At 73.8% G+C, this 21,698-nt stretch carries 16 protein-coding genes; 9 read left to right on the forward strand and 7 right to left on the reverse strand.

Annotated elements, in window-relative coordinates:
- The first annotated feature begins 29 nt into the window (after nt 1-29).
- Entirely contained in the window at nt 30-995 is a 966-nt protein-coding gene (locus E4A51_RS13610; RefSeq protein WP_070318565.1) for an ATP-binding cassette domain-containing protein, read from the forward strand.
- Complete coding sequence (locus tag E4A51_RS13615) at nt 992-1,822, forward strand: ABC transporter permease (protein ID WP_070318566.1); 831 nt, start codon at nt 992-994, stop codon at nt 1,820-1,822. The genes E4A51_RS13610 and E4A51_RS13615 overlap by 4 nt, the downstream gene beginning before the upstream one ends.
- Here the strand turns inward: E4A51_RS13615 and E4A51_RS13620 are convergent.
- The gene (locus E4A51_RS13620) at nt 1,804-5,247 is read right to left on the reverse strand and encodes an AAA family ATPase (RefSeq protein WP_167748921.1); all 3,444 of its coding nucleotides are present in this window, start codon (nt 5,245-5,247) and stop codon (nt 1,804-1,806) included. The two genes, E4A51_RS13615 and E4A51_RS13620, sit on opposite strands and share 19 nt — an antisense overlap.
- A gap of 275 nt (nt 5,248-5,522) precedes the next feature.
- On the opposite strand from E4A51_RS13620, the gene E4A51_RS13625 reads away from it, so the two are divergent.
- Both E4A51_RS13625 and E4A51_RS13630 read left to right on the forward strand, forming a co-directional pair.
- Nucleotides 5,523-7,379 carry an AAA family ATPase gene (locus tag E4A51_RS13625; RefSeq protein ID WP_134852099.1) on the forward strand — a complete coding sequence of 619 codons (1,857 nt, stop codon included), beginning with the start codon at nt 5,523-5,525 and terminating at the stop codon, nt 7,377-7,379.
- Between the two features lie 130 nt (nt 7,380-7,509).
- Nucleotides 7,510-7,731 carry a chemotaxis protein CheW gene (locus E4A51_RS13630; protein WP_134852100.1) on the forward strand — a complete coding sequence of 74 codons (222 nt, stop codon included), beginning with the start codon at nt 7,510-7,512 and terminating at the stop codon, nt 7,729-7,731.
- Nucleotides 7,732-7,810: 79 nt separating this feature from the next.
- Here E4A51_RS13630 and E4A51_RS13635 read toward each other — a convergent pair whose 3' ends face one another.
- Nucleotides 7,811-10,129, reverse strand: coding sequence for a serine protease (locus tag E4A51_RS13635; protein ID WP_134852101.1), 2,319 nt, complete (start codon nt 10,127-10,129; stop codon nt 7,811-7,813).
- A gap of 65 nt (nt 10,130-10,194) precedes the next feature.
- Complete coding sequence (locus tag E4A51_RS13640) at nt 10,195-10,887, reverse strand: response regulator transcription factor (RefSeq protein WP_070320214.1); 693 nt, start codon at nt 10,885-10,887, stop codon at nt 10,195-10,197.
- A 418-nt stretch (nt 10,888-11,305) separates the two neighbouring features.
- Between E4A51_RS13640 and nrdH the strand changes: the two genes are divergently transcribed.
- From nrdH to nrdF, 4 genes are all read left to right on the forward strand, one after another.
- Nucleotides 11,306-11,551, forward strand: a complete 246-nt coding sequence (nrdH, locus tag E4A51_RS13645; RefSeq protein WP_046529924.1) for a glutaredoxin-like protein NrdH — start codon at nt 11,306-11,308, stop codon at nt 11,549-11,551.
- Between the two features lie 198 nt (nt 11,552-11,749).
- Nucleotides 11,750-12,166 carry a class Ib ribonucleoside-diphosphate reductase assembly flavoprotein NrdI gene (nrdI, locus tag E4A51_RS13650; RefSeq protein ID WP_046529925.1) on the forward strand — a complete coding sequence of 139 codons (417 nt, stop codon included), beginning with the start codon at nt 11,750-11,752 and terminating at the stop codon, nt 12,164-12,166.
- Entirely contained in the window at nt 12,136-14,283 is a 2,148-nt protein-coding gene (gene nrdE, locus E4A51_RS13655) for a class 1b ribonucleoside-diphosphate reductase subunit alpha (protein WP_134852102.1), read from the forward strand. The genes nrdI and nrdE overlap by 31 nt, the downstream gene beginning before the upstream one ends.
- 49 nt (nt 14,284-14,332) lie before the next feature.
- Complete coding sequence (gene nrdF / locus E4A51_RS13660) at nt 14,333-15,313, forward strand: class 1b ribonucleoside-diphosphate reductase subunit beta (RefSeq protein ID WP_046531059.1); 981 nt, start codon at nt 14,333-14,335, stop codon at nt 15,311-15,313.
- Nucleotides 15,314-15,398: 85 nt separating this feature from the next.
- Here nrdF and E4A51_RS13665 read toward each other — a convergent pair whose 3' ends face one another.
- On the reverse strand, nt 15,399-16,880 hold the full coding sequence (locus tag E4A51_RS13665; protein WP_134852103.1) for a hypothetical protein: 1,482 nt from the start codon (nt 16,878-16,880) through the stop codon (nt 15,399-15,401).
- A gap of 428 nt (nt 16,881-17,308) precedes the next feature.
- Here E4A51_RS13665 and E4A51_RS18875 point away from each other — a divergent pair, with 428 nt between their 5' ends.
- Entirely contained in the window at nt 17,309-17,440 is a 132-nt protein-coding gene (locus E4A51_RS18875; protein ID WP_255430650.1) for a hypothetical protein, read from the forward strand.
- A 429-nt stretch (nt 17,441-17,869) separates the two neighbouring features.
- Here the strand turns inward: E4A51_RS18875 and E4A51_RS13670 are convergent, their stop codons facing one another.
- From E4A51_RS13670 to E4A51_RS13680, 3 genes are all read right to left on the reverse strand, one after another.
- Nucleotides 17,870-18,883, reverse strand: coding sequence for an aminoglycoside phosphotransferase family protein (locus tag E4A51_RS13670; protein ID WP_134852104.1), 1,014 nt, complete (start codon nt 18,881-18,883; stop codon nt 17,870-17,872).
- Nucleotides 18,884-18,977: 94 nt separating this feature from the next.
- Nucleotides 18,978-21,119, reverse strand: a complete 2,142-nt coding sequence (helR, locus tag E4A51_RS13675) for an RNA polymerase recycling motor ATPase HelR (protein ID WP_134852105.1) — start codon at nt 21,117-21,119, stop codon at nt 18,978-18,980.
- A 196-nt stretch (nt 21,120-21,315) separates the two neighbouring features.
- Nucleotides 21,316-21,687, reverse strand: a complete 372-nt coding sequence (locus E4A51_RS13680; protein ID WP_134852106.1) for a carboxymuconolactone decarboxylase family protein — start codon at nt 21,685-21,687, stop codon at nt 21,316-21,318.
- Between the last annotated feature and the right edge of the window lie 11 nt (nt 21,688-21,698).

Raw genomic sequence — 21,698 nt, forward strand, 5'->3', positions numbered from 1 at the left:
GTGTCGGCGACCCCGCGCACGGTGGGGCCATGACCACAGACCTGGTGATCGAGGCCGAGGGCCTCACCAAGCGATTCGGGTCGACGCAGGCGCTCGCCGGTGTCGACCTCGTCGTGCCGCGCGGCACCGTGCACGGCGTGCTCGGGCCCAACGGTGCCGGCAAGACGACCGCCGTGCGCATCCTGTCCACCCTGCTCACGCCCGACACCGGCACGGCGCGCGTCAACGGGCTCGACGTCGTCCGCGACGCCGCGCGCGTGCGACGCAGCATCGGCCTGACCGGCCAGTACGCGTCCGTCGACGAGGACCTCACCGGCCGGCAGAACCTCGTGCTGTTCGGCACGCTGCTCGACCTGGGGCGCACCGGCGCCCGCGCCCGCGCCGCCGAGCTGCTCGCGTGGTTCGACCTGGCCGACGCCGCCGACCGTCCCGCCAAGACGTACTCGGGCGGCATGCGCCGCCGCCTCGACCTCGCGGCGTCGCTCGTCGGCCGGCCCGACGTGATCTTCCTCGACGAGCCCACGACGGGCCTCGACCCCGCGAAGCGCGAGGACATGTGGGACGTCGTGCGGCAGCTCGTGGCCGACGGCTCGACCGTGCTGCTCACGACGCAGTACCTCGAGGAGGCCGACGCGCTGGCCGACGAGATCACGGTCGTCGACCACGGGCGCGTCATCGCGCACGACACCCCCGACGGGCTCAAGCGCGTCGTCGGCGGGCAGACCCTCGAGGTGCGGCCCGCGGACCCCGCGCGGCTCGCCGACACCGCCGCGGTGCTCGCGCACGTCACGACCGGCGCCCGCCCGGACGAGATCCGCAAGGGCGTGCTCGCCGTGCCCGTCGCGGACGACGCCGCGCTCACGGCGACGGTCGAGCGGCTCGCCGCCGCGGGCGTCGCCGTCACCGAGCTGTCCCTGCACCTGCCGAGCCTCGACGAGGTGTTCTTCACGCTGACCGGCCGCACCACCGCGGCCACCGAGGAGGTGGCCGCATGAGCGCCACGACCCTGACGCCCGCTCCCCGCACCGCCGGCCCCGACGCCGCCGCGGCGCCCCACCACCGGCCGTTCGCGCTGGTACGCCACTCGGCGGCGCTCGCGAAGCGCTCGCTCATCAAGACGTGGCGCACGCCCGAGGCGCTCATCGACGTCACGCTGCAACCGATCATCTTCCTGCTGATCTTCGTGACGATCTTCGGCAACGCGGTGGCCGGCAGCACGAGCGACTACCTGCAGTTCCTGCTCCCCGGGATCCTCGCGCAGACCATCGCGCAGGGCGCCATCGCGATCGGCGTGAACCTCAACGTCGACCGCGAGAAGGGCATCTTCGACCGCTTCAAGTCGCTGCCGGTGCCGCGCAGCGCACCGCTCATCGGTGCCGTGCTGGGCGACGTCGTGCGGTACGTCATCGTCGCCGTGGTGACCCTCGCGACCGGGTACGCGATGGGCTTCCGCATCGGGACCGACGTGTGGCACGCGGCCGCCGGGTGCCTGCTCGCGGTGCTGTTCGCGCTGTCGCTCAGCTGGGTGTCGGTGTGGGTCGGCATGCTGGCCCGCACGTCCGGCTCGGTGCAGGGGATCATGTTCCTGCTGGTCATGCCGTTGACGTTCGGGTCGAACGTGTTCGTGCAGACCGGTGACCTGCCCGGCTGGATGCAGGGGTTCGTCGACGTCAACCCGTTGACGCACCTCGTGGAGTCGATGCGCGGGCTGTTCCTCGGCGCGCCCCTGGGCGACCACGTGTGGTGGACGCTCGCGTGGTGCGTCGCCATGGTCGCGGTGTTCATGCCGCTCGCGCTGCGGGCCTACCGCCGGCGCGTCTGAGGCGGCTCGGCGGCGGGCGGCGCCGCGGTCGGCACCCAGGGGGCCGTGAGCTCCCGGAGGCGGGCCGCGGTCGCCGTCGCCGTCGTCCCGGCCAGCGCGCGCTCGCGGGCCGCGACGGCGTCGCCGTCGCCGAGCGCGCGCGCCAGGGCGGGGCTCGGTGCGCGCGGCAGCAGCATCCGCGCGCCCGCGCCGAGCCGCCGTCCGAGCGCCACGAGCTCGACGGCCGTCGCCGGGTCGCCGTCGGCGGCTGCGAGCTCGGCGCACGCGAGGCCGAACGTGCCCAGCACCGGCATGTCGGACGTCGCACCGACGTCGTCGAACGCCTCCGCGAGCAGCAGCCGCGCCCGTGCGAGGTGCGCCGCGCGGGCGTCGCCCGCCGCAGCGCCGGCACCCCCGCCGGTCTGCGCACCTGCGGCACCCGCGCCTGCCTCCGCACCCGCGCCGTCCGCCCCGGCGACCTCGCCCGCGGCTCCCGCGTGCAGCACCACGGCCGCGAGGCGGAACAGCGCGCGCGCCTGCGGGGGCGCGACGAGCTCGGGCACGGCGGCGCGCACGGCGGCCTCGGCGTGCGCCACGGCCTCGGCCGCGCGGCCGCCCACCCACGCGACGTGCGCGAGCCCCACCGACGCCTGCGCCGCGAGGGTCGGCTCGGACTGCTCGGACCCGGCCGCGTCGGCGAGCCGCGCGAGCGCGTCGGCGTCGCCCGTGGTCGCGAGCTCGATGTCGAGCAGCAGCCGCGACGAGCGCGCGTCGAGCGTCGCGCCGACCCGCTCCAGGTGGTCGGCGCTGCGCGCGAGCCAGCGCGCGGTCTCGTCGTCCTCGTCGGACGCCCACTGGCCGACGCCCTGCGCGGCGGTGCCCATGAGCCACTCGTCGCCGGCCTCCTCGAACGCGGCGTACGCGGCGCGCGCGTCGGCGTCCGAGCGGCAGCCGTCGCCCGCGTTCTCGTCGACCGCACCGCGCAGGAACAGCCCGATGCCGCGCACGTACGGGTCGTCGTGGCCGACGAGCGCCTCGATCGCCCCGCGTGGCGGGACGGGGTTCGTGAAGAGCGCCGGCAGCACGCCGACGAGCGCGCGCATGCGCGGCGAGAGCGCGTCGGCGCGCTCTGCGGTGAGCCTCGTCGCGGCGCGCAGCGCGACGGCCGTCAGGCGCTGCGGCTCGACGACCGTGCTGGTCAGCGCCCCGAGCACCGTGACCGTCGCGGTCGCGTCCGGCGGCGGGAGCGGGCGCCCGGCGGCGTGGCCCCGCACGGCGCCCGAGCGCAGCCGTGCCGCGGGGTCGTGGACGTGCAGCACGCGCTCCGCCCAGGTGACGACCTCGAGGTGCGCGCCGCGCACCGACCACAGCCACCCGAGCGCCGCGAGCACCTCGACGGCCGCGGGCTCGTCGTCGGTGCGCAGCGCGTGCCGCAGCGCCTCGACCAGCAGGTCCTGGTCCCGCGCGAGGGCGTGCAGCGCCCCGACCTGGCCGGGGCCGACGAGGTCGGGCAGCAGCCCGCGCGCGAGCCGCGCGCCCCAGGCGACGAGGCCGCGCACGGCGTCCGCGCGCCCGCCGACCGCGTCGAGCCGTGCCTCGCCGTACTCCCGGACCGTCTCGAGCATGCGGTACCGCGGGCCGTCGGCCTGGTCGTCGAGCGCGAGCAGCGAGTGCTCGACGAGCGCCGCGAGCCCGCGCCGCACGTCGTCGACCCCCGCGACGGCGGCGGCCGCGTCGGCGCCGAACGGGCCCGGCAGCACCGCGACCCTCTCGAGCAGGTGCTGCTCGGCGGGGGCCAGCAGCGCGCGGCTCCAGTCGACCAGCGCCCACAGGCTCGCGTGCCGTTCGGGCAGGCCGCGCAGCGCGTCGTCGAGCAGCCCGAACCGGTCGTCGAGGCCCGCGAGCACGTCGGCGACCGGCATCGACCGCAGGCGCGCCGCCGCGAGCTCGAGCGCGAGCGGCAGGTGGTCGAGGCGCCGGCACAGCTCGCGCGCGACCGCGTCGTCCCACGCCAGGCCCGGCCGCGCCGCGTGCGCGCGGGCGTGCAGCAGCGCGACGGCGTCGTCCTCGGCGAGCGTGTCGATCCGGTGCACGACCTCGCCCACGAGGCCCAGCGGCGCCCGGCTCGTCGCGAGCACCGTGACGTCGTCGGGTGCGGCCTGCAGCAGGTCGGCCACGGTCTGCGCGGCGGCGTCGAGCACGTGCTCGCAGTTGTCGAGCACGAGCAGGCCCTCGAGGTCCTGGCCCGCGACGCGCAGCCGGTCGACGGGGTCGAGCGCGCGCCGCTCGGTGGTCACCTCGACGCCCGACGGCGCGAGGTCGGCGCCGCCGACGGCGTGCAGCACGGCGGGCAGCACCTCGTCGGGTGCGCGCAGGCCCGCGAGCTCGACGACGCGCACCGTGCGGCCCTCGGCCTCGGCGCGCGCGACCTCGGCGGCCAGCCGCGTCTTGCCGCTGCCGCCGGGTGCGACGAGCGTGACGACCGGCGCGGTGCGCAGCGCGGCGCGGACGGCGGCGACGTCGTCGTCGCGACCCAGCAGGGGGGTGGTGGAGCGTCGCCACGACGCCGGGAGGGTGACGGCGCGGGGCGCGGCGGTGTGCGGCGCACCGCCCGGGGCCGCGGGCGACGTCGTGGCGTCGGGTCCCGGGGGCGGGACGACGGGCGACGCGACCCGGGCGGTCGTGCCGGTCGCGGCGCGGGCCGCGGTCGCCGACGGCGCCGTGCCGCCCGGAGCGGTGGTCGGGGGCGTGTCCGCCGGTGCGGGCCGCAGCTCGCCCCGCAGCAGCGCGAGGTGCGCGGCGACGACGACGGGCGACGGGTCCGCGCCGTACCGGTCCGCGAGCTCGGTCCGCAGGTCCTCGACCAGCGCGAGCGCCTCGGCGTCGCGGCCCTGCGCCGCGAGCACGCGCACGAGCAGCGCCGCGGCGGGCTCGTCGGGCGGCACGCGCGCGGCCAGCAGCCGCAGGTCGGCGGTGTCGAGCGGACCGCCGCCCGCGAGCGCCGCCTCGGCCGCCGTGCGCGCGATCTCCGAGAGCAGGCGTGCCGTGGTCGGGTCGGCGAGGTCGGGCGCGGCGGGCAGCAGCGCGCGGGCCGCCGCGGCGGCGGCCCGCGCGTCGTCGGGGCGCCCGGCGGCCAGCGCGGCGGCCGCGGCGGCCGCGAGGTCGTGCGCACGGGCGGTGTCGACCTCGAGGTCGTCGAGGGGCAGGCGGTACCCCCCGGTCGTGCCCTGCACGGGCAGCCCGGTGCGCCGCAGCCGTGACACGAGGGCCTGGACGGCACCCGTCGTGTCGGCCGGCGGGGCGTCGGGCCACACCGCGTCGACGAGCGCGGCGACGGACACGACGCGGCCCCGGGCGTCGAGCAGCTCGCGCAGGACCGCGCCCAGCCGCTCGCCGCGCACGGGCCGCCCGTCCACCGCGAGCTCGCCCAGCGTCGTGATCCGCACGCCCCCAGCATCCCGCACCGACGCCCCGCCCCGCCGCCCCGCCCCGCCCTTCCGCCGAGTGCGCCGGCACGCGCTCGAGCGCACCCGTTGCTCGTGGCGCACTCGACGGCGTCGGGGTGCACTCGGCGAGCGGGGGCCGGGTGCGCCACGTTGGGCCGGACGGGTGACAGCGGGCGTCACCCGTTGTCCGATTCGGACAATCCGGACGACGATGGGCTGACCACCGCGGCCGCGGCGGTCGCCCGCGCGGCCGTCGCCCGACGAAGGGGACGCCCGTGACCGACGCACCCGCGCCCGCCCGTCCGCTGGCCAGCCACGACATCGCGGTCGACCGCGAGCGCGTGCGGCGTCGTCGCGTGGTCCGCCTGTGCCTCGTCGTGCTCGCGCTCGAGGCGTACGTGGTGTGGGCCGCGGTGACCGGGCGGCCGCTCGTGGTGCTGCCGTCGGTCGACCCGATGGTCGTCGCGCCCGTGCTGTTCTTCGTCGCCCTCATCGCGCTGCTCGTCGGCACGCAGGTGGGGGCGGGGCGCTCGCCGCACGTCACGTACCGGCCCGAGCAGGTCGACGTGACGCTCGACGACGTGGTCGGCATCGACCCGATCGTCGACGACGTGCGCCGCTCGATCGACCTGTTCCAGACGCACCGGCGGTTCGCCGACCAGATGGGCGGCACGCCGCGCCGCGGCCTGCTGTTCGAGGGTCCGCCGGGGACGGGCAAGACGCTCACGGCCAAGGCGATGGCGGCCGAGGCGGGCGTGCCGTTCCTGTTCGTGTCCGCGACGAGCTTCCAGTCGATGTACTACGGCGCGACGGCCCGCAAGATCCGCACGTACTTCCGTGCGCTGCGCACCGCGGCCCGCAAGGAGGGCGGCGCGATCGGCTTCATCGAGGAGATCGACGCGATCGCGCTGCGCCGCGGCGGGCTGCTCGCGGCGGAGCCGACGGCCGCGTTCGTCGGGCTGCCGTCGCCGTCCGCGGTGCTCGCGGGGCAGGGCGCCGGGGTGGTGCGCAACGCGATGATCTCGGAGGGCACGGGCGGCGTCGTCAACGAGCTGCTGGTGCAGATGCAGTCGTTCGACGAGCCCGTGGGCGGCGACCGGCTGTACAACCGGCTCGTCGCGGCGGTGAACCTGCTGCTGCCCGCGCACCGGCAGCTCAAGCAGCGGCGCCCCACGCGTGCGCCGATCCTGCTGATCGCCGCGACCAACCGCGCCGACCACCTCGACCCGGCGCTGCTGCGCCCGGGCCGGTTCGACCGCCGTCTCACGTTCAACCCGCCGGACGCGCACGGGCGGCGTGCGCTCGTCGACCACTTCCTCGCGCGGCGCGCGCACCACGCCGAGCTCGACGAGCCCGCGACGCGGGACCGGCTCGCGGCCGCGACCAGCGGGTGGACGCCCGTGATGGTCGAGCACCTGCTCGACGAGGCGCTGGTCAACGCGCTGCGCCGCGGCGACGACGCGATGCGGTACGTCGACGTCGAGCAGGCGCGCATCACCGAGCTCGTCGGCATCGGCCACCCCGTGACCTACACGAGGACCGAGCGGACGCTCATCGCGACGCACGAGGCGGGGCACGCGGTGACCGCGTGGCTCGTCGCGCCCAACCGCACGCTCGAGGTGCTGACGATCGTCAAGCGCGGCTCGGCGCTGGGGCTGCTCGCGCACGGCGACTGCGAGGAGGTCTACACGCACACGAGCGGCGACCTGCGCGCGCTCGTGCAGATCGCGATGGGCGGCTGGGTCGCCGAGGAGCTGTTCTTCGGCCAGACGACGACGGGCCCGGCCTCCGACCTCGCGGCGGCGACCCGCACGGCCGCGCAGATGGTCGGTGCGGCGGGCATGGCGGGGTCGCTCGTGTCGTTCGCGGCGACGGACAAGGACCTGGTCTCGGCGGTGATCGCCGACCCGCGGGCGCGCGTGCAGCTCGAGGACGTGCTGGACAGCGCGCGGGCGACCGTGCGGCGGCTGCTCGCGAGCAACCGGGACCTCGTCGAGGCGCTGCGCGACGCGCTGCTCGACCGGCACGAGCTCGTGGGTGAGGAGATCACGTCGGTGCTGGAGAAGGCCGTCGCGCAGCGGCCCGACGGCGCGCGGCCCGAGCCGCCGGCGGAGCACCTGCGCATCGCGTGAGCCGCGCGGGCGGCGCCCGTGGTCAACGGCGTCGACGGGGCCCTTCGTCCCCGTCCCGCCATCCACATCGTGAGACGATGGTGGGGCCGGAGACCCCGGCCGCATCGCCGTCACCCGTAGGAGCGTCCCCGTGTCCGCCGTCACCTACCGCCGTCCCGCCGTCGCCCTCCCCGTCCGTGCGCGCGTGCGCCACGTGGTCCACGCCGTGCGCTGGGCGCCCGCCCCGTACTTCGAGGGCACCGCACGTCAGCGCCTCGGCTACGTCGCCTACGTGCTGGGCTCGATGCTCGCCTGGACGGCCGTGAGCCTCGGCGTGCTGGCGCTCGTCGGGCGCGCGCTCGCCGCGGTCTGACGGCCCGTCGCACGGCACGTGCCGGGCGCGCGACGAGGCGCACCCGGCACGTGCCCGCCCGCTGGGGGACGGACGGCTCTCAGGCGGGGAACGCGCGGTGGTAGAAGGCGCCGACCCACGCGGCGAACTCGGGCCCGACGTTCGTCCGCGCCTCCGGTGCCTCGCTCCAGCTCTGCAGGCCGTTGACGACGGGCGTCCCGGGCTCGAACCACGGGCTGCCGCTCGCGCCGCCCGTCATGTCGCCCTCCTTCGCGATCGTCGAGACCGCGTGCCACGGCACCCGCGCGCCGGCTGACGACCAGGGTCGTGCGCCGTCGAACGGGAACTGCGGGGTCGGCTGCGCCGGGTAGCCGACGTCGTCCCACGACCCCGCGACGGCGCCCCACCGCAGGGCGGCCCAGCCCACGACGTCGCCGACGCCGCGCCCCTGGCCGTCGGCGCGGACGAGCCCGACGCCGACGTCCCACGCGGGCACCTGCTGCGCCGCCCACGCGTCGGGCCAGCCCACCGCGTCGACGGCCCACGCCCCGAACGGGGCCTGCCCGTCCTGGTACGCGGGCACGAACACGATCTGCGTGGACCGGTGGCCGTCCATCAGCAGGCAGTGCGCGGCCGTCATGATCCCCGACGTGTGCACGACGAAGGCCGAGCCGGTGCGGGGCTGCCCGTCCTGCAGGAAGAAGAGCCGCCCGACCGTGCGGTACGGGAAGTCCTGCGGCTGCGCGACGGGCTGCGTCCGCGGCGCCCACAGGTCTCCCTGGGAGCCGGGTGTGCCGCCCGCGACCACGCCCGGGCCGCCGACCAGCGACCGTGAGCCCTCGTGCGTCGGCGGTGCCGGGAACGTCGGCTCCACGGGCACCGCCGCGGCCATCCGCTCGGGCGTCCAGTAGGCGACCGGGTCGTCGTCGACGGCGAGGACCTGCAGCGCGGGCGCCTGCGCGCCCGTGCCCACGTGCACGCCCGTGGCCGTCCAGGGGCCGGGCGGGTACTGGCTCGCGTCGACCGAGTACCAGGTGATCGACCAGTCGTAGCCGCGGTCGTAGTCGCTCTTGACGTACACGTCCCCGCCGCTGCGGCCGATGATCGTGTCGCTCACCTTGTGCCAGTCGCCGCCGGTGCCGTCCGACCAGTTGCACACGACGTCCCAGCCCACGAGCACGCGGGAGGAGTTGCGGTACGAGAACACGTGCTCGCGCCAGCCGATGTGCCAGTCCTGACGGACCCGGTCGGACTCGGCGGTGACGACGACGCCGGGCGCGGTGCCCTGCTGGAAGCCGTAGCCCCACCGCACCTGCCCCGTGTCGGCGTCGAAGTTCTGCCCGGCGGGCGGCTCGGTCTTGGCGGCGCTCATCACGCGCGAGTAGAACGCCTGCCGGTTCTGCACCTGGTGCAGCGAGTCGAGCAGCTCGAGCGTCTGCGCCGTCAGCTCCTCGATCTTCGGCACGTCGGTCGCCAGCGAGGCCTGGTTGGCCTCGACGGTCTTCTGGAGCTTGGCGTAGGTGTCCTCGACCGGCCTGCGGCCGAAGTCGGGGCACGTCCGCACGTACGCGCGCGCGAGCCAGAACCGGCCGTACAGGTACCCGAGCTGCGCGAACACGTCGGGGCTGACGGGCACCTCGCCCGACAGCGACGGGTCGATCAGGCGATAGGCCATGAGGTAGCTCTCGAGCGGTTCGTACGCGAGCGAGGAGTTGAACCACGGCACGAGCACCGACACGACCGACGCGGCCGTCCAGCCGGACGCGGGCGGGTCGGGGATGACGCTCGAGACGCCCTGCGCGCGGATCCGGACGCTCACGCTCGCGCTGCTCTCCTTGGCGATCCGCTCGAAGCTCGAGCTGCCCTCGGCGCTCAGCACCTGCGGGACGTCGGCCGCGAGCGAGGCCGAGAACTTGGTGCGCTGCTCGCTGCTGGTGAACCGGCACTGGTAGACGACGTACAGCGACGAGCCACCGCGGTAGCCGGCGACGAAGTAGTCGCCGTACTTCGTCCGGAAGTCCTCGCCCGGCGTGAGCGCGAGCTCGTAGGACGGTGCGAGCGCGTAGCGGCTCTCCTGCACGGCGACCCGCGCGACGAGCGTCACGGCGAGGTCGGACACCGCGATCTCCTCGAGGTACGACGTGCTGCCGGACACCGTGACGCCCTCGAGGTTGTACGACGCCTTGAGCGAGGCGCTGATGAGGCTCTGCACGTCGCTCTCGGACTGCACGAACGAGTACTCGTACTCGGGCTGCAGCGACGGGCTCGGGGTGACGGTGAACGGCTTGACCGCGGTCGCGCGCAGCTGGCCCGTGACGGCGTCGACGCCCGCGCCGAGCGTCAGGTGCGGCTGCCAGGGCTGCCCGACCACGGTGGTGTCGAGCAGCGTCGTGAGCGTGTCGCTGGATGTCTGTCTCATGGTGCGCCCCCTCGTGAGGCCCGGGCGTTGTCGCCGCGGGCGGTGGCCGGAACGTCCGGTCCCTCTCACTGTGGGCCACCGCGGCGCGCCGCGGCCTCACCAGGATTGGTGAGGTCCGGGTCGGTGAAGTCGGGTGCGGTCCCGGCGACGTCCCGCGCCGACCGGTGCGCGACGGCGACCGCCTCGAGCTGCGAGCGTGCGCCGAGCTTGCCGAGGATCGCGCGGATGTGGCTGCGGACCGTGTTCATCGACAGGTGCCGCAGCGCGCCGATCCGGTCCGGCCCGACGCCGGCGACGAGGAGCGTGAGCACGGCCCGCTCGGTGGCGGTCAGGCGCGCGAGGCCGACCGCCTCGGCCTGCCGCCGCGCCAGTGCGGCGTCGACGAGCGCGGCGGGCGGTGCGTGGGGCGGGGGTCCCAGGCGACGTTCGATCGCCGGCACGAGCACGAGCAGGGGGACGTCCTGGTCGAGCACGCCGGCCCCGCGGCGCAGCAGGTCGCGCAGCTCGTGCGCGGACCGCGCCGACGCGACGACGACGCACGCGTGCAGCGCGAGGCGCGGCGGGACGTGGACGGTGGGGCGCCCGGTGTCGTCCTCGAGCAGCAGCACCACGCCCGTGCGCAGCAGCTCGCGGGTGGCGCGGGCCACCCGGACGTCGTGCACGTGCCAGCCGCGCTCGCTCAGCGCGGCGCTCACGGCCGCCCCGAGGGTCGCGCCCGGGGGCGCGACGACCGTCACGTCGCCCCCGCGCGCCCCCATGTCCGATGTCTGGCACAGGGCGACCGGCTCCGCAACGCTCCGTGCGTCCAGGTCGGGTGCCGCGCGCCCGAGGATGCGGACAACCCGGGCGCGGGCCCTGTGGACGGGGGTGGGGACGGCGCGGCGCGCCCTGTGCACGGACGTGTGGGCGACGGCTCCGGGCACCGCCCAGGCCGCGCATCGCTGCACGTCAGGGGCCGTCGGAGCCGTCCACAGGCGGGGGACGGGCGGGTCCCCAGGGTGAAGAACGACACACCTGTAACACAACACCTAGTGGTGGGTTGCGTTGTCAGACCCCAGGTGTAGTGTCTTCCCGGACGGCTCGCCCCGACTTGCTCGGGTGCCTCGACGGCACCCGCCCCCGGGTGTCTCGGCCGTCCAGGGGATACACGAACCACGAGCTCGGGGGAGCAGACGAATGACCATCACGGTGTACAGCAAGCCGGCCTGCGTGCAGTGCACGGCGACGTACCGCGCCCTCGACAAGCTCGGCCACGACTACACCGTGGTCGACATCTCCGAGGACGCCGACGCGCGCGACTACGTCATGTCGCTCGGCCACCTGCAGGCGCCGGTCGTCGTCGCCGGCGGTGAGAACTGGTCGGGCTACCGCCCCGACCGCATCAAGGCCCTGGCCGAGAAGCTGGCGACGCAGGTCGCCTGACCCACGGGCGGGCCGCGTCCCGCCCCGCAGACGCCCCGGGTCGGCGCCGGCACCGACCGCTCCGACCCGGCGGGCACTCGAGAACACAGGCCGGCCGGCATCCACGGGTGCCGGTCGGTCTGCACCCGGCACCCGTGGCCGGGCCTCGGCATGCCCGGGGTCCGGTGCGGCACGCGACACGAGAGGGAGGGGTCGACCATGGCTGGCCTCGTCTACTTCTCCTCGGTCTCGGGCAACACCCACCGGTTCGTCCAGAAGCTCGGCCTGCCGGCGCAGCGCATCCCGCTGCGCGCGACCGACGAGCCCCTGCACGTGACCGAGCCGTACGTGCTCGTGCTGCCGACCTACGGCGGCGGCAACGAGGGCGGCGCGGTGCCCAAGCAGGTCATCCGGTTCCTCAACGACGAGACCAACCGGTCGCACGTCCGCGGCGTCATCGCCGCGGGGAACACGAACTTCAACGAGGCGTACTGCATCGCGGGCGACATCGTGGCGCTCAAGTGCCGCGTACCGCTGCTGTACCGCTTCGAGCTCATGGGAACCAACGAGGACGTCACGCGCGTGCGTGAGGGATTGGGGCAGTTTTGGCAGCGACGGTCGCAGATACCCGCGTAGAGCTGACGGGGCTGGACTACCACGCCCTGAACGCGATGCTCAACCTGTACGACGCCGACGGGAAGATCCAGTTCGACGCCGACCGGCAGGCCGCGCGCGAGTACTTCCTGCAGCACGTGAACCAGAACACGGTGTTCTTCCACGACCTCGACGAGAAGCTCGACTACCTCGTCGAGAACAAGTACTACGACCCGGCGGTGCTCGCGCAGTACGACCGTGCGTTCATCAAGTCGCTGTTCCAGTACGCGTACACCAAGAAGTTCCGGTTCCAGACGTTCCTGGGCGCGTTCAAGTACTACACGTCGTACACGCTCAAGACGTTCGACGGCAAGCGGTACCTGGAGCGCTTCGAGGACCGCGTGTGCATGGTCGCGCTCGCGCTCGCCGAGGGCGACCAGGACTTCGCCATGAGCCTGGTCGACGAGATCGTGTCGGGGCGCTTCCAGCCCGCGACGCCCACGTTCCTCAACCTCGGCAAGGCGCAGCGCGGCGAGCCCGTGTCCTGCTTCCTGCTGCGCATCGAGGACAACATGGAGTCCATCGCGCGCGGCATCAACTCGGCGCTGCAGCTGTCGAAGCGCGGCGGCGGAGTGGCCCTGCTGCTGTCGAACATCCGCGAGCACGGCGCGCCCATCAAGCACATCGAGAACCAGAGCTCGGGCGTCATCCCCGTCATGAAGCTCCTCGAGGACTCGTTCAGCTACGCCAACCAGCTCGGCGCGCGCCAGGGCGCCGGCGCCGTGTACCTGCACGCGCACCACCCGGACATCTACCGGTTCCTCGACACCAAGCGCGAGAACGCGGACGAGAAGATCCGCATCAAGACGCTGTCGCTGGGCGTGGTCATCCCCGACATCACGTTCGAGCTCGCCAAGAAGAACGAGCCGATGTACCTCTTCTCGCCGTACGACGTCGAGCGCGTCTACGGTGTGCCGTTCGCCGACGTGAACGTCACCGAGAAGTACTACGAGATGGTCGACGACAAGCGCATCCGCAAGACGAAGATCAGCGCGCGCGAGTTCTTCCAGACCCTCGCCGAGATCCAGTTCGAGTCCGGGTACCCGTACGTCATGTTCGAGGACACGGTGAACCGGGCCAACCCGATCGAGGGCAAGATCACGCACTCGAACCTGTGCTCGGAGATCCTGCAGGTCTCGACGCCGTCGACGTTCAACGAGGACCTGTCGTACGCCGAGGTCGGCCGCGACATCTCCTGCAACCTCGGGTCGATGAACATCGCGCTGTCGATGGACTCGCCCGACCTGGGCAAGACCGTCGAGACCGCGATCCGCGCCCTGACGGCCGTCTCCGACCAGACGAGCATCGAGTCGGTGCCGTCGATCAAGAAGGCCAACGCCGGCGGGCACGCGATCGGCCTGGGGCAGATGAACCTGCACGGGTACCTGGCGCGCGAGCGGATCTTCTACGGCTCCGACGAGGGCCTCGACTTCACGAACATGTACTTCTACACGGTCGCGTACCACGCGATCCGTGCGTCGAACCTGCTCGCGCAGGAGCGCAAGGCGTCGTTCTACGGCTTCGAGCGCTCGACGTACGCGACGGGCGAGTACTTCACGAAGTACGTCGAGAAGGAGTGGAAGCCGCGCACCGAGCGCGTCGCCGCGCTGTTCGCCGACGCGGGCGTGCACATCCCCACGCAGGACGACTGGCGCGAGCTGGCCGCCCTGGTGGCCGAGCACGGCCTGTACAACCAGAACCTGCAGGCGGTCCCGCCGACCGGCTCGATCTCGTACATCAACCACTCGACGAGCTCGATCCACCCGATCGCGTCGAAGATCGAGATCCGCAAGGAGGGCAAGATCGGGCGCGTCTACTACCCGGCGCCCTTCATGACGAACGACAACCTGGAGTACTACCAGGACGCGTACGAGATCGGCTTCGAGAAGATCATCGACACGTACGCCGAGGCGACGCAGCACGTCGACCAGGGCCTGTCGCTCACGCTCTTCTTCAAGGACACCGCGACGACGCGTGACCTCAACCGCGCGCAGATCTACGCGTGGAAGAAGGGCATCAAGACCATCTACTACATCCGCCTGCGGCAGATGGCGCTCGAGGGCACCGAGGTCGAGGGCTGCGTCAGCTGCATGCTGTGACGCCCCGACACCGCGACGCCCTCCGACGAGACCAAGGACGAACGACATGATGAGCCCCACGGGCAAGCTGAAGCTGGTCGACCGCGTGTCGGCGATCAACTGGAACCGCCTCCAGGACGAGAAGGACCTCGAGGTCTGGGACCGCCTGGTCGGCAACTTCTGGCTGCCGGAGAAGGTGCCGGTCTCCAACGACATCCAGTCCTGGGCGACCCTCACCGACGCCGAGAAGCTCATGACGAGCCGCGTGTTCACCGGCCTCACGCTCCTGGACACCATCCAGGGCACGGTCGGCGCGGTCAGCCTCATCCCCGACGCGCTGACCCCGCACGAGGAGGCCGTCTACACGAACATCGCGTTCATGGAGTCGGTGCACGCCAAGTCGTACTCCTCGATCTTCTCGACGCTCATGTCGACCAAGGAGATCGACGAGGCGTTCCGCTGGTCGGAGGAGAACCCGAACCTGCAGCGCAAGGCCGAGATCGTCCTCAACTACTACCGGGGTGACGAGCCGCTCAAGCGCAAGGTCGCCTCGACGATGCTCGAGTCGTTCCTGTTCTACTCGGGCTTCTACGCGCCCATGTACTGGGCGTCGCGCGCCAAGCTCACGAACACGGCCGACCTGATCCGCCTCATCATCCGCGACGAGGCCGTGCACGGGTACTACATCGGCTACAAGTTCCAGAAGGGCCTCGAGCTGGTGTCCCCGGCCGAGCGCGCCGAGCTCAAGGACTACACGTTCGAGCTGCTCTTCGAGCTGTACGACAACGAGGTGGAGTACACGCAGGACCTCTACGACGAGCTCGGCCTCACCGAGGACGTCAAGAAGTTCCTGCGCTACAACGCCAACAAGGCCCTCATGAACCTCGGCTACGAGGCCCTGTTCCCGCGCGACGAGACGGACGTCAACCCGGCGATCCTCTCGGCGCTGAGCCCCAACGCCGACGAGAACCACGACTTCTTCTCCGGGTCGGGCTCGTCGTACGTCATCGGCAAGGCCGTCAACACCGAGGACGAGGACTGGGACTTCTGATCCCACGCGCCGGCAGGGGCCCGACGGCTGTCGGACCCCTGCCGGCGGCATGATGCCCGGCGGTGCGACACCGCTCCGGGCGGGGTCAGCTCAGATCGACGGCCGCTGACCCGCTCGTGACCGTGGTCCACTGGGCGCCGAGCGAGCCCTCCTTCACGACGAGGTTCCCGTTGGCCGTCACGACGCCGATGCGGTCGTTCGTGACCGACAGCGATGTCGTCGGCCCCGTGAGGACGGTCGTCCACTGGGCGCCCAGCGGGCCTTCCTTCACGATGACCTTGTCGGCCGTCCGGACGGCGACGCGTCCGCCGCCCAGCTCGGCGTCGATCGCCCCCGCCCCCAGCACCGTGGTCCAGCCGGCACCGAGCGAGCCCTCCTTGACGTGGACGGCCCCGTTCTTGCGGACGGCGAGCCGGTCGCCGTCGAGAACGAGCTCGTCGACGTTGCTCGAGACCGTCGTGAACATCGCACCCACCGGTCCCTCCTTCACCAGTGCGTCCCCGTTGACGAGCACACCGATGCGGTTGTCCGTGAGCTCGATCGCGGAGGCGCCCCCCGCGGCGACCGTCGTCCACGCGGCGTCGAAGGGTCCCTCCTTGATGCTGGCCTGACCCGTCGACCAGACGACTCCGATCCGGTCCTCGCCGAGCGCGATGTCGACGACTCCCGTGGCCACCTCCATCCAGGGCGCTCCGACCGGTCCGTCCTTCAGCAGCAGCCTCCCATCGCCGGTGAGGACTCCGACGCGGGTCGGCGTGGTGATCGCCTCGACCACCTCGACGCCGTCGATCAGGCGTGACCACCCCGCGTTCAGGGGCCCCTCCTTGAGGTCGACGTCACCCGTGCGCACCGCGAGCAGTCGCGACGGGAGCGCGGGTACGGGTGTCGTCTCAGCCACTCCGGTGGGGCTGTCACGGTGACCGTCCATCGCCGGCTGCCACCACGAGGTGGCGCGCTGCCCGCCCGCGTCGCTCAGCGAGATGTGCATGTGTCGCACGTGCCTGCAGTCGGCGGTGGAGTACTTCGCGAAGCAGCTCGCGGAGTCGTAGTTGCGCCACGTGCTCACGTTGGACGAGACGCGTCCACGGTCCGTCGCGTTGCTCGCGCTCCAGATCTTGTTGTCCCAGATGATGTACGAGATGCCCAGGCGTCGAAGGCGGACGTGGGCGTTGCCGCCGCCGTCCGACTCGAACAGCCAGTCCAGGACCTGCTGGCCTGCCGCAGAACCGGCGGGCGCGCTCCAGTCGATGGCGAGACCGCGGCTGTGGTCGCTGATGTACTGGTCGGTCGTGCACGAACGGATCGATGTGCTCGCGGGGATCACCGGGTAGGAGCGGCGCAGGATGTCCGCGAGGCCGGACGTCCCGGGGCGCGTGACGGTCGCGCACGGCGCGCCGGACAGCGGGGCGTAGCCGTCGACGCCGCCGACGGACAGCGGCGACGCGGTCGCCGCCGTCGGCAGGACCAGCGCCAGCGCGGTCAGCGCGACCGCCAGCGCACGGCCGGCGACCGTCGCCCTGCTGGGCGAGCGAGGGGCCCCTCGCGACGTGACTCGATTCTCTGGCATGACGGAGCCTCCTGCGTGTGCGAGTAATGCTGACTCGATGAGCAGCGAGCGACCGGTGAATTCCTGTCGCAAGTGGTCCGAACCTAATGGAGGGATCCGTGCACGCGTGGGACCTGTGTCGCGAGGTCTTTTGGCAGAGATGTGCCGCGTCGTCCTGCTGGTTTTTCGGCCGGGCGACGCGTACCCGGTGGTTGCGTCTTCCCGCGCCGCCTCAAATCATGGGAATGCGCGGGGGCAAGGGGCAAAAGTCTGTCGTCGATGGGCGGTTCACGTGTCGGCCCTCGGTCGGTCTCGGCCGGAGGCGTGGCGGGTCGGGCGGCCGACGGGTGGGGTCAGGGGGGAGGTCTGCTCGTCCGCGTGCGGGACCCGGTGGGCGCTGGCAGCGTCAGGGCGACCAGACCATTCGACGACGCGATCGTGGAGGACGCATGAGCGAGCAGCACCCTGAGCCCGTCGACGGCACGCCGGACGTGCTCGAGCGACTCACCGACCCGGAACCCGAGCCCACCGACGGCGAGGACAGCCGCCCCGACGACGCGGGCGACGCAGTGGTTCCCTGAGGCGCAGGCGAAGGATCGGGTCAACGGCGACGCAGCCGATCCACATCCGCACGCCTCCGTCTAGGGTGGGGCCATGGCCATGGCCACGGCGCGGAACCGGGACGTCGGGCGGAGTCCCCGGGCGGTGCGGCGCCCGGTCCTGGACTCTGGCAGGCCCGCCGAGGGGACGAGCCTTGGGCGACCAACCGCCGCCGCACTCGTGCCTCCTGCTTCAGATCGGCACCCGTGGGTGCGCGGGGCAGAGCTGGCGGCCATCACTCCGCTGACGGCCGACGCGGCACAGCGGCTGCACGAGGACCTCGCCGCGATCGACCAGGGCTCGGCGCCACCGTCCTGACGGCGAACCTCGACGACTTCCTGCCGTTCGCGCACGTCGTCCAGGTCGCGGCGCCGGTCCGCCGTTGACGCGGCGGCGGCGGCCGGAGCGCGTCAGACCAGCGACGCCCGCAGCGTCTTCAGCTCGCGCTTGAGCTTCTTGCGCACGTACACCGCTGTCGCGACGGCCTCGGCGCCGCTGTAGCCGCGGGGTGCGGCCTCGATCGTCATGATCAGGTACAGGTAGGTGCGGTAGAGCGCGAGCCGCAGCCGCGCCCGGTCGTCGAGCACGAGCGGCTCGCCCGCGGCCTGCGCGTACCCGTCGAGGAAGTCGAAGTCCTTGGCGGGGTTCGCGAACAGCGCGGTCGACGCGAGCTCGGCCAACGGGTCGCCCCAGAACGCGCGCTCGCCGTCGATGAGCGCCTCGAGGCGCGCGGTGCCGCCCGACCGGGCGACGAACACGTTGCCCGCCCACAGGTCGAAGTGCGTGAGCACGGGCACCTCGACGGTGTCGAGCTCGGGCGCGGACGCCGCGACCCGCTCTGACAGCCCGGCCGCCGAGCGCGGCAGGCGCACGCCGTACCGGTCGGCGTCGGCCAGCAGCGCGTCGACCATCGCCGCGAACGCGGCCGACCAGCGGTCGGCCGACAGCGCACCGTCGGGCCGGTCGTACCCGAACCGCGTGCCCGTGACCGTGCGCAGCCGCGCGACGGCACCGCCGAGCTCGCGCCGCACGGCGGCCGTCTGCTCGGGGCTCAGGTCGCGGCGCAGGTTGTGCAGCGGCGCCCCGTCGAGGTGCTGCAGCACCAGCACGTCGCGATCCACGTGCCGGCGGGTCAGGTCGACGCCCAGCACCTGCGGCACCGGCACGACGCCCGCCGCGCGGCGGAAGAAGTCGACCTCCGCCGGCATGAGGTCCTGCTCGTACGTGAGCAGCGGCGTGCCCGCGGGCGGCGCGACCTTGACGACCGCGCGCGACCCGTCCGCCAGCGTGACCGCGTACGCGGCGTTGAACATGCCGTCGGTCAGCGGCCGGACGTCCGCGACGGGTGACTCCGTGCCCAGGACCTCGCGCACGAGCGTCTCGAGGGTGGGGCGGTCGACCTCGACCTTGGTGGCGCTGCGCATCGGGGGGAGTCCTCGCGTCTGTCCTGGGCCGGGGGCCGGCCACGTGTCCTCGTCACCCTAGCCAGCGTCGCGGCCGCCCCCGGCACGCGGGTGCTCACGCCGCACCCAGCACCACGAGCTCGGACGTCGCGCGCGTCATCGCGACGTACCGGTCGACCGTCGCCGCGACGTCGTCGCCCCACGCGCCCGGGTCGACGAGCACGACGAGGTCGAACTCCAGCCCCTTGGCGAGCGTCGGCGTGAGCGGCCGCACGCGGTCCCGCTCGACGGTCGCGTCCGCCCCGATGACGCACGCGACGCCCGTGGCGTGCGCCGCGAGCCACGCGTCGAGCACCGCGTCGAGGTCCGCCACGGCCCCGTGCCGCACGGGCACGCCAGTCGCGCGGATCGACGTCGGCACGTTCGCGTCCGGCACGGCCGCGCGGATCACGGGCTCGGCGGCGGCCATGACCTCGGCGGGCGTCCGGTAGTTGACCGTGAGCGTCGCGACGTCGACGTCCCGCAGGCCCACGCGCGTCAGCCGCTCGGCCCACGGCTCGACGAACCCCGCGCGCGCCTGCGCACGGTCGCCCACCACGGTGAATGACCGCGACGGGCACCGCGCGAGGAGCATCTGCCACTGCGCGTCGGTGAGCTCCTGCGCCTCGTCGACCACGACGTGCGCGAACGGCCCCGCGAGCCGGTCGGGCGCCGGCCGCTCGACCGTCTCGTGGTCGACCAGCGCGTCGCGCAGGTCGCCCTGCGCGAGCGACTTCATGAGTCCCAGCTCCGAGTCGTCGTTCGACGCGAGGTAGTCCACGACGTCCGCCATGTACTCACGGTCGGCGGCCTCCGCGGCGTCCCGCTCGCGCGCGCGGCGCGGTGCCTCGGGGTCGCCCACGCGGCGGCGCGCGGCGTCGAGCAGCGGCAGGTCGGCGTCGGTCCACGCGTGCGGGTCGTCGCGCTGCAGCGCGCGCACCTCGTCCGGGATCAGCCACGGCGCGCACAGCTGCAGGTAGGCGGGCACCGACCACAGGTCGGCGACGACGTCCGGGCCGTCGAGCAGCGGCCAGTGCCGCCCGAACGTGCGGGTCAGTCCGCGGTCGCGGGTCAGCGCGCGGCGCAGCTCGGCGGTCGGCACGTCGGCGTCGTGCCGCTCGATCACGAGCGTGGCGAGCGTCTCCCACACCTGGTCGCGCGCCTCGTCGTGCGGCGTGCCCGGCTCGACCGACGCGAACGCGTCCGCCCAGTCGGCGGCGGTCAGCACGACGTCCGCCCACGGGGTCTCGACCACCAGGTCGGTCGTCGGCGGGCGCTCCGAGAACGCGACGGCGGGCTCGACCGCGTCGACCATCGCGACGGTCGACTTCAGCGCCGCGACGCGCGGGTCCGGCTCGGGCCGCGCGTCCGCGCCCTCGGGCACGAGGTCCCGCAGCGTGCACGTCACCACGCCGTCCTCGCCGAGGCTCGGCAGCACGTCCGCCACGTAGTCGAGGTACGGCCGGTGCGGGCCGACCACGAGCACGCCGCCGCGCCGCGCGAGGTGCGGGTCGGCGTGCAGCAGATACGCCGCGCGGTGCAGCGCGACGACGGTCTTGCCGGTGCCCGGCCCGCCGTCGACCACGAGCGTGCCGCGCGCGTCGGCGCGGATCGCGGCGTCCTGGTCCGCCGCGATCGTCGTGAGCACGTCCCGCATGCGGTCCGAGCGGTCCTCGCCGAGGCTCGCGAGGAACGCCGACTGGTCGTCGGGCGCGACGCCGTCGGCGTGCGCGTCGGGCGTCAGCACCTCGTCCCAGTAGTCGACGACCCGCCCGCCCGACCAGCGGTAGCGGCGCCGGCTCACCAGCTCGAGGGGGTGCGCGACCGTGGCCGCGAAGAACGGCGCCGCGAGCGGCGAGCGCCAGTCCACGAGCAGGCGCGTGCCGTCGAGGTCGGTCAGGCCGATGCGGCCGACGTACGTGCGCGTGCCGTCGGCCGCGACCGTGCGGCCCAGGCAGACGTCGGGCCCGAACCGGCGCAGCAGCCGCACCCGCGCGGTGAGCCGGTGCACCTCCTGGTCGCGCTCGAGCGCGGCCGTGCCCGTGCGGGTCGGCGTGCGGCGCGCGGCGTCGAGGCGGGCGCTCGCGTCGGCGAGCTGCGCGCGCAGCGCGTCGGCCACCGCGGCGAGGTGTGCCGCGTCCTGCGCGACGAGCGCGGGGTCGGCCTTGGCGGACAGGGTCGTGGGCAGGGCGAAAGGGCTGGTCACGGGCGTGTTCACGGCATCGTCTCCGCAGGGTCGGCCGCTCCGCGCGCGGGTCGGGGCGCGGGCACGGGCGGACGATCCTGCGCCCTGCAGGGGGCCTTGCCGCAAGCCCCCCACCCGGACGTATGGTGGACGTGGCGGGGAGCTCGACGAGCACGGCACGGGTCGGTGCCGCAGCCGCCCACGTGAGTCCCGGGCGGGCGTGCGGGCCTCAGGCGGGCGAGGGCTCCGTCGTGCCGTCGCGTCCCGCCGTGCCGTCGGAGCCAGTCGTGTCGTCGCGCGCGGGGCACGCGGCGAGCACGGACGGCAGCGCCGACGTCACGCGGTTGCCCGCCGCGGGCAGCCCGACGAGCACGGCCGACAGCACCTCGTCCCGGCTGGCGCCGAGCTCGAGCGCGCGCCGCGTGTGGAAGTCCAGCCCCGAGTGCAGACCCGTCGCCGCGAGCACCGCCAGGTAGGCGAGCTCCTGCGTGCGCTCGTCGAGCGCGCTCGCGTCGCCGAGCTCGCCGACCGCGCGCACCCACACGCCGAACTGCTCGGGGGTCTCGCGCGCGAACGCCTGGAAAGCCTCGGACACGCTCATGACGCCGTCCC

Source organism: Cellulomonas sp. HD19AZ1, from assembly GCF_004535805.1.
Classification (GTDB): domain Bacteria; phylum Actinomycetota; class Actinomycetes; order Actinomycetales; family Cellulomonadaceae; genus Cellulomonas; species Cellulomonas iranensis.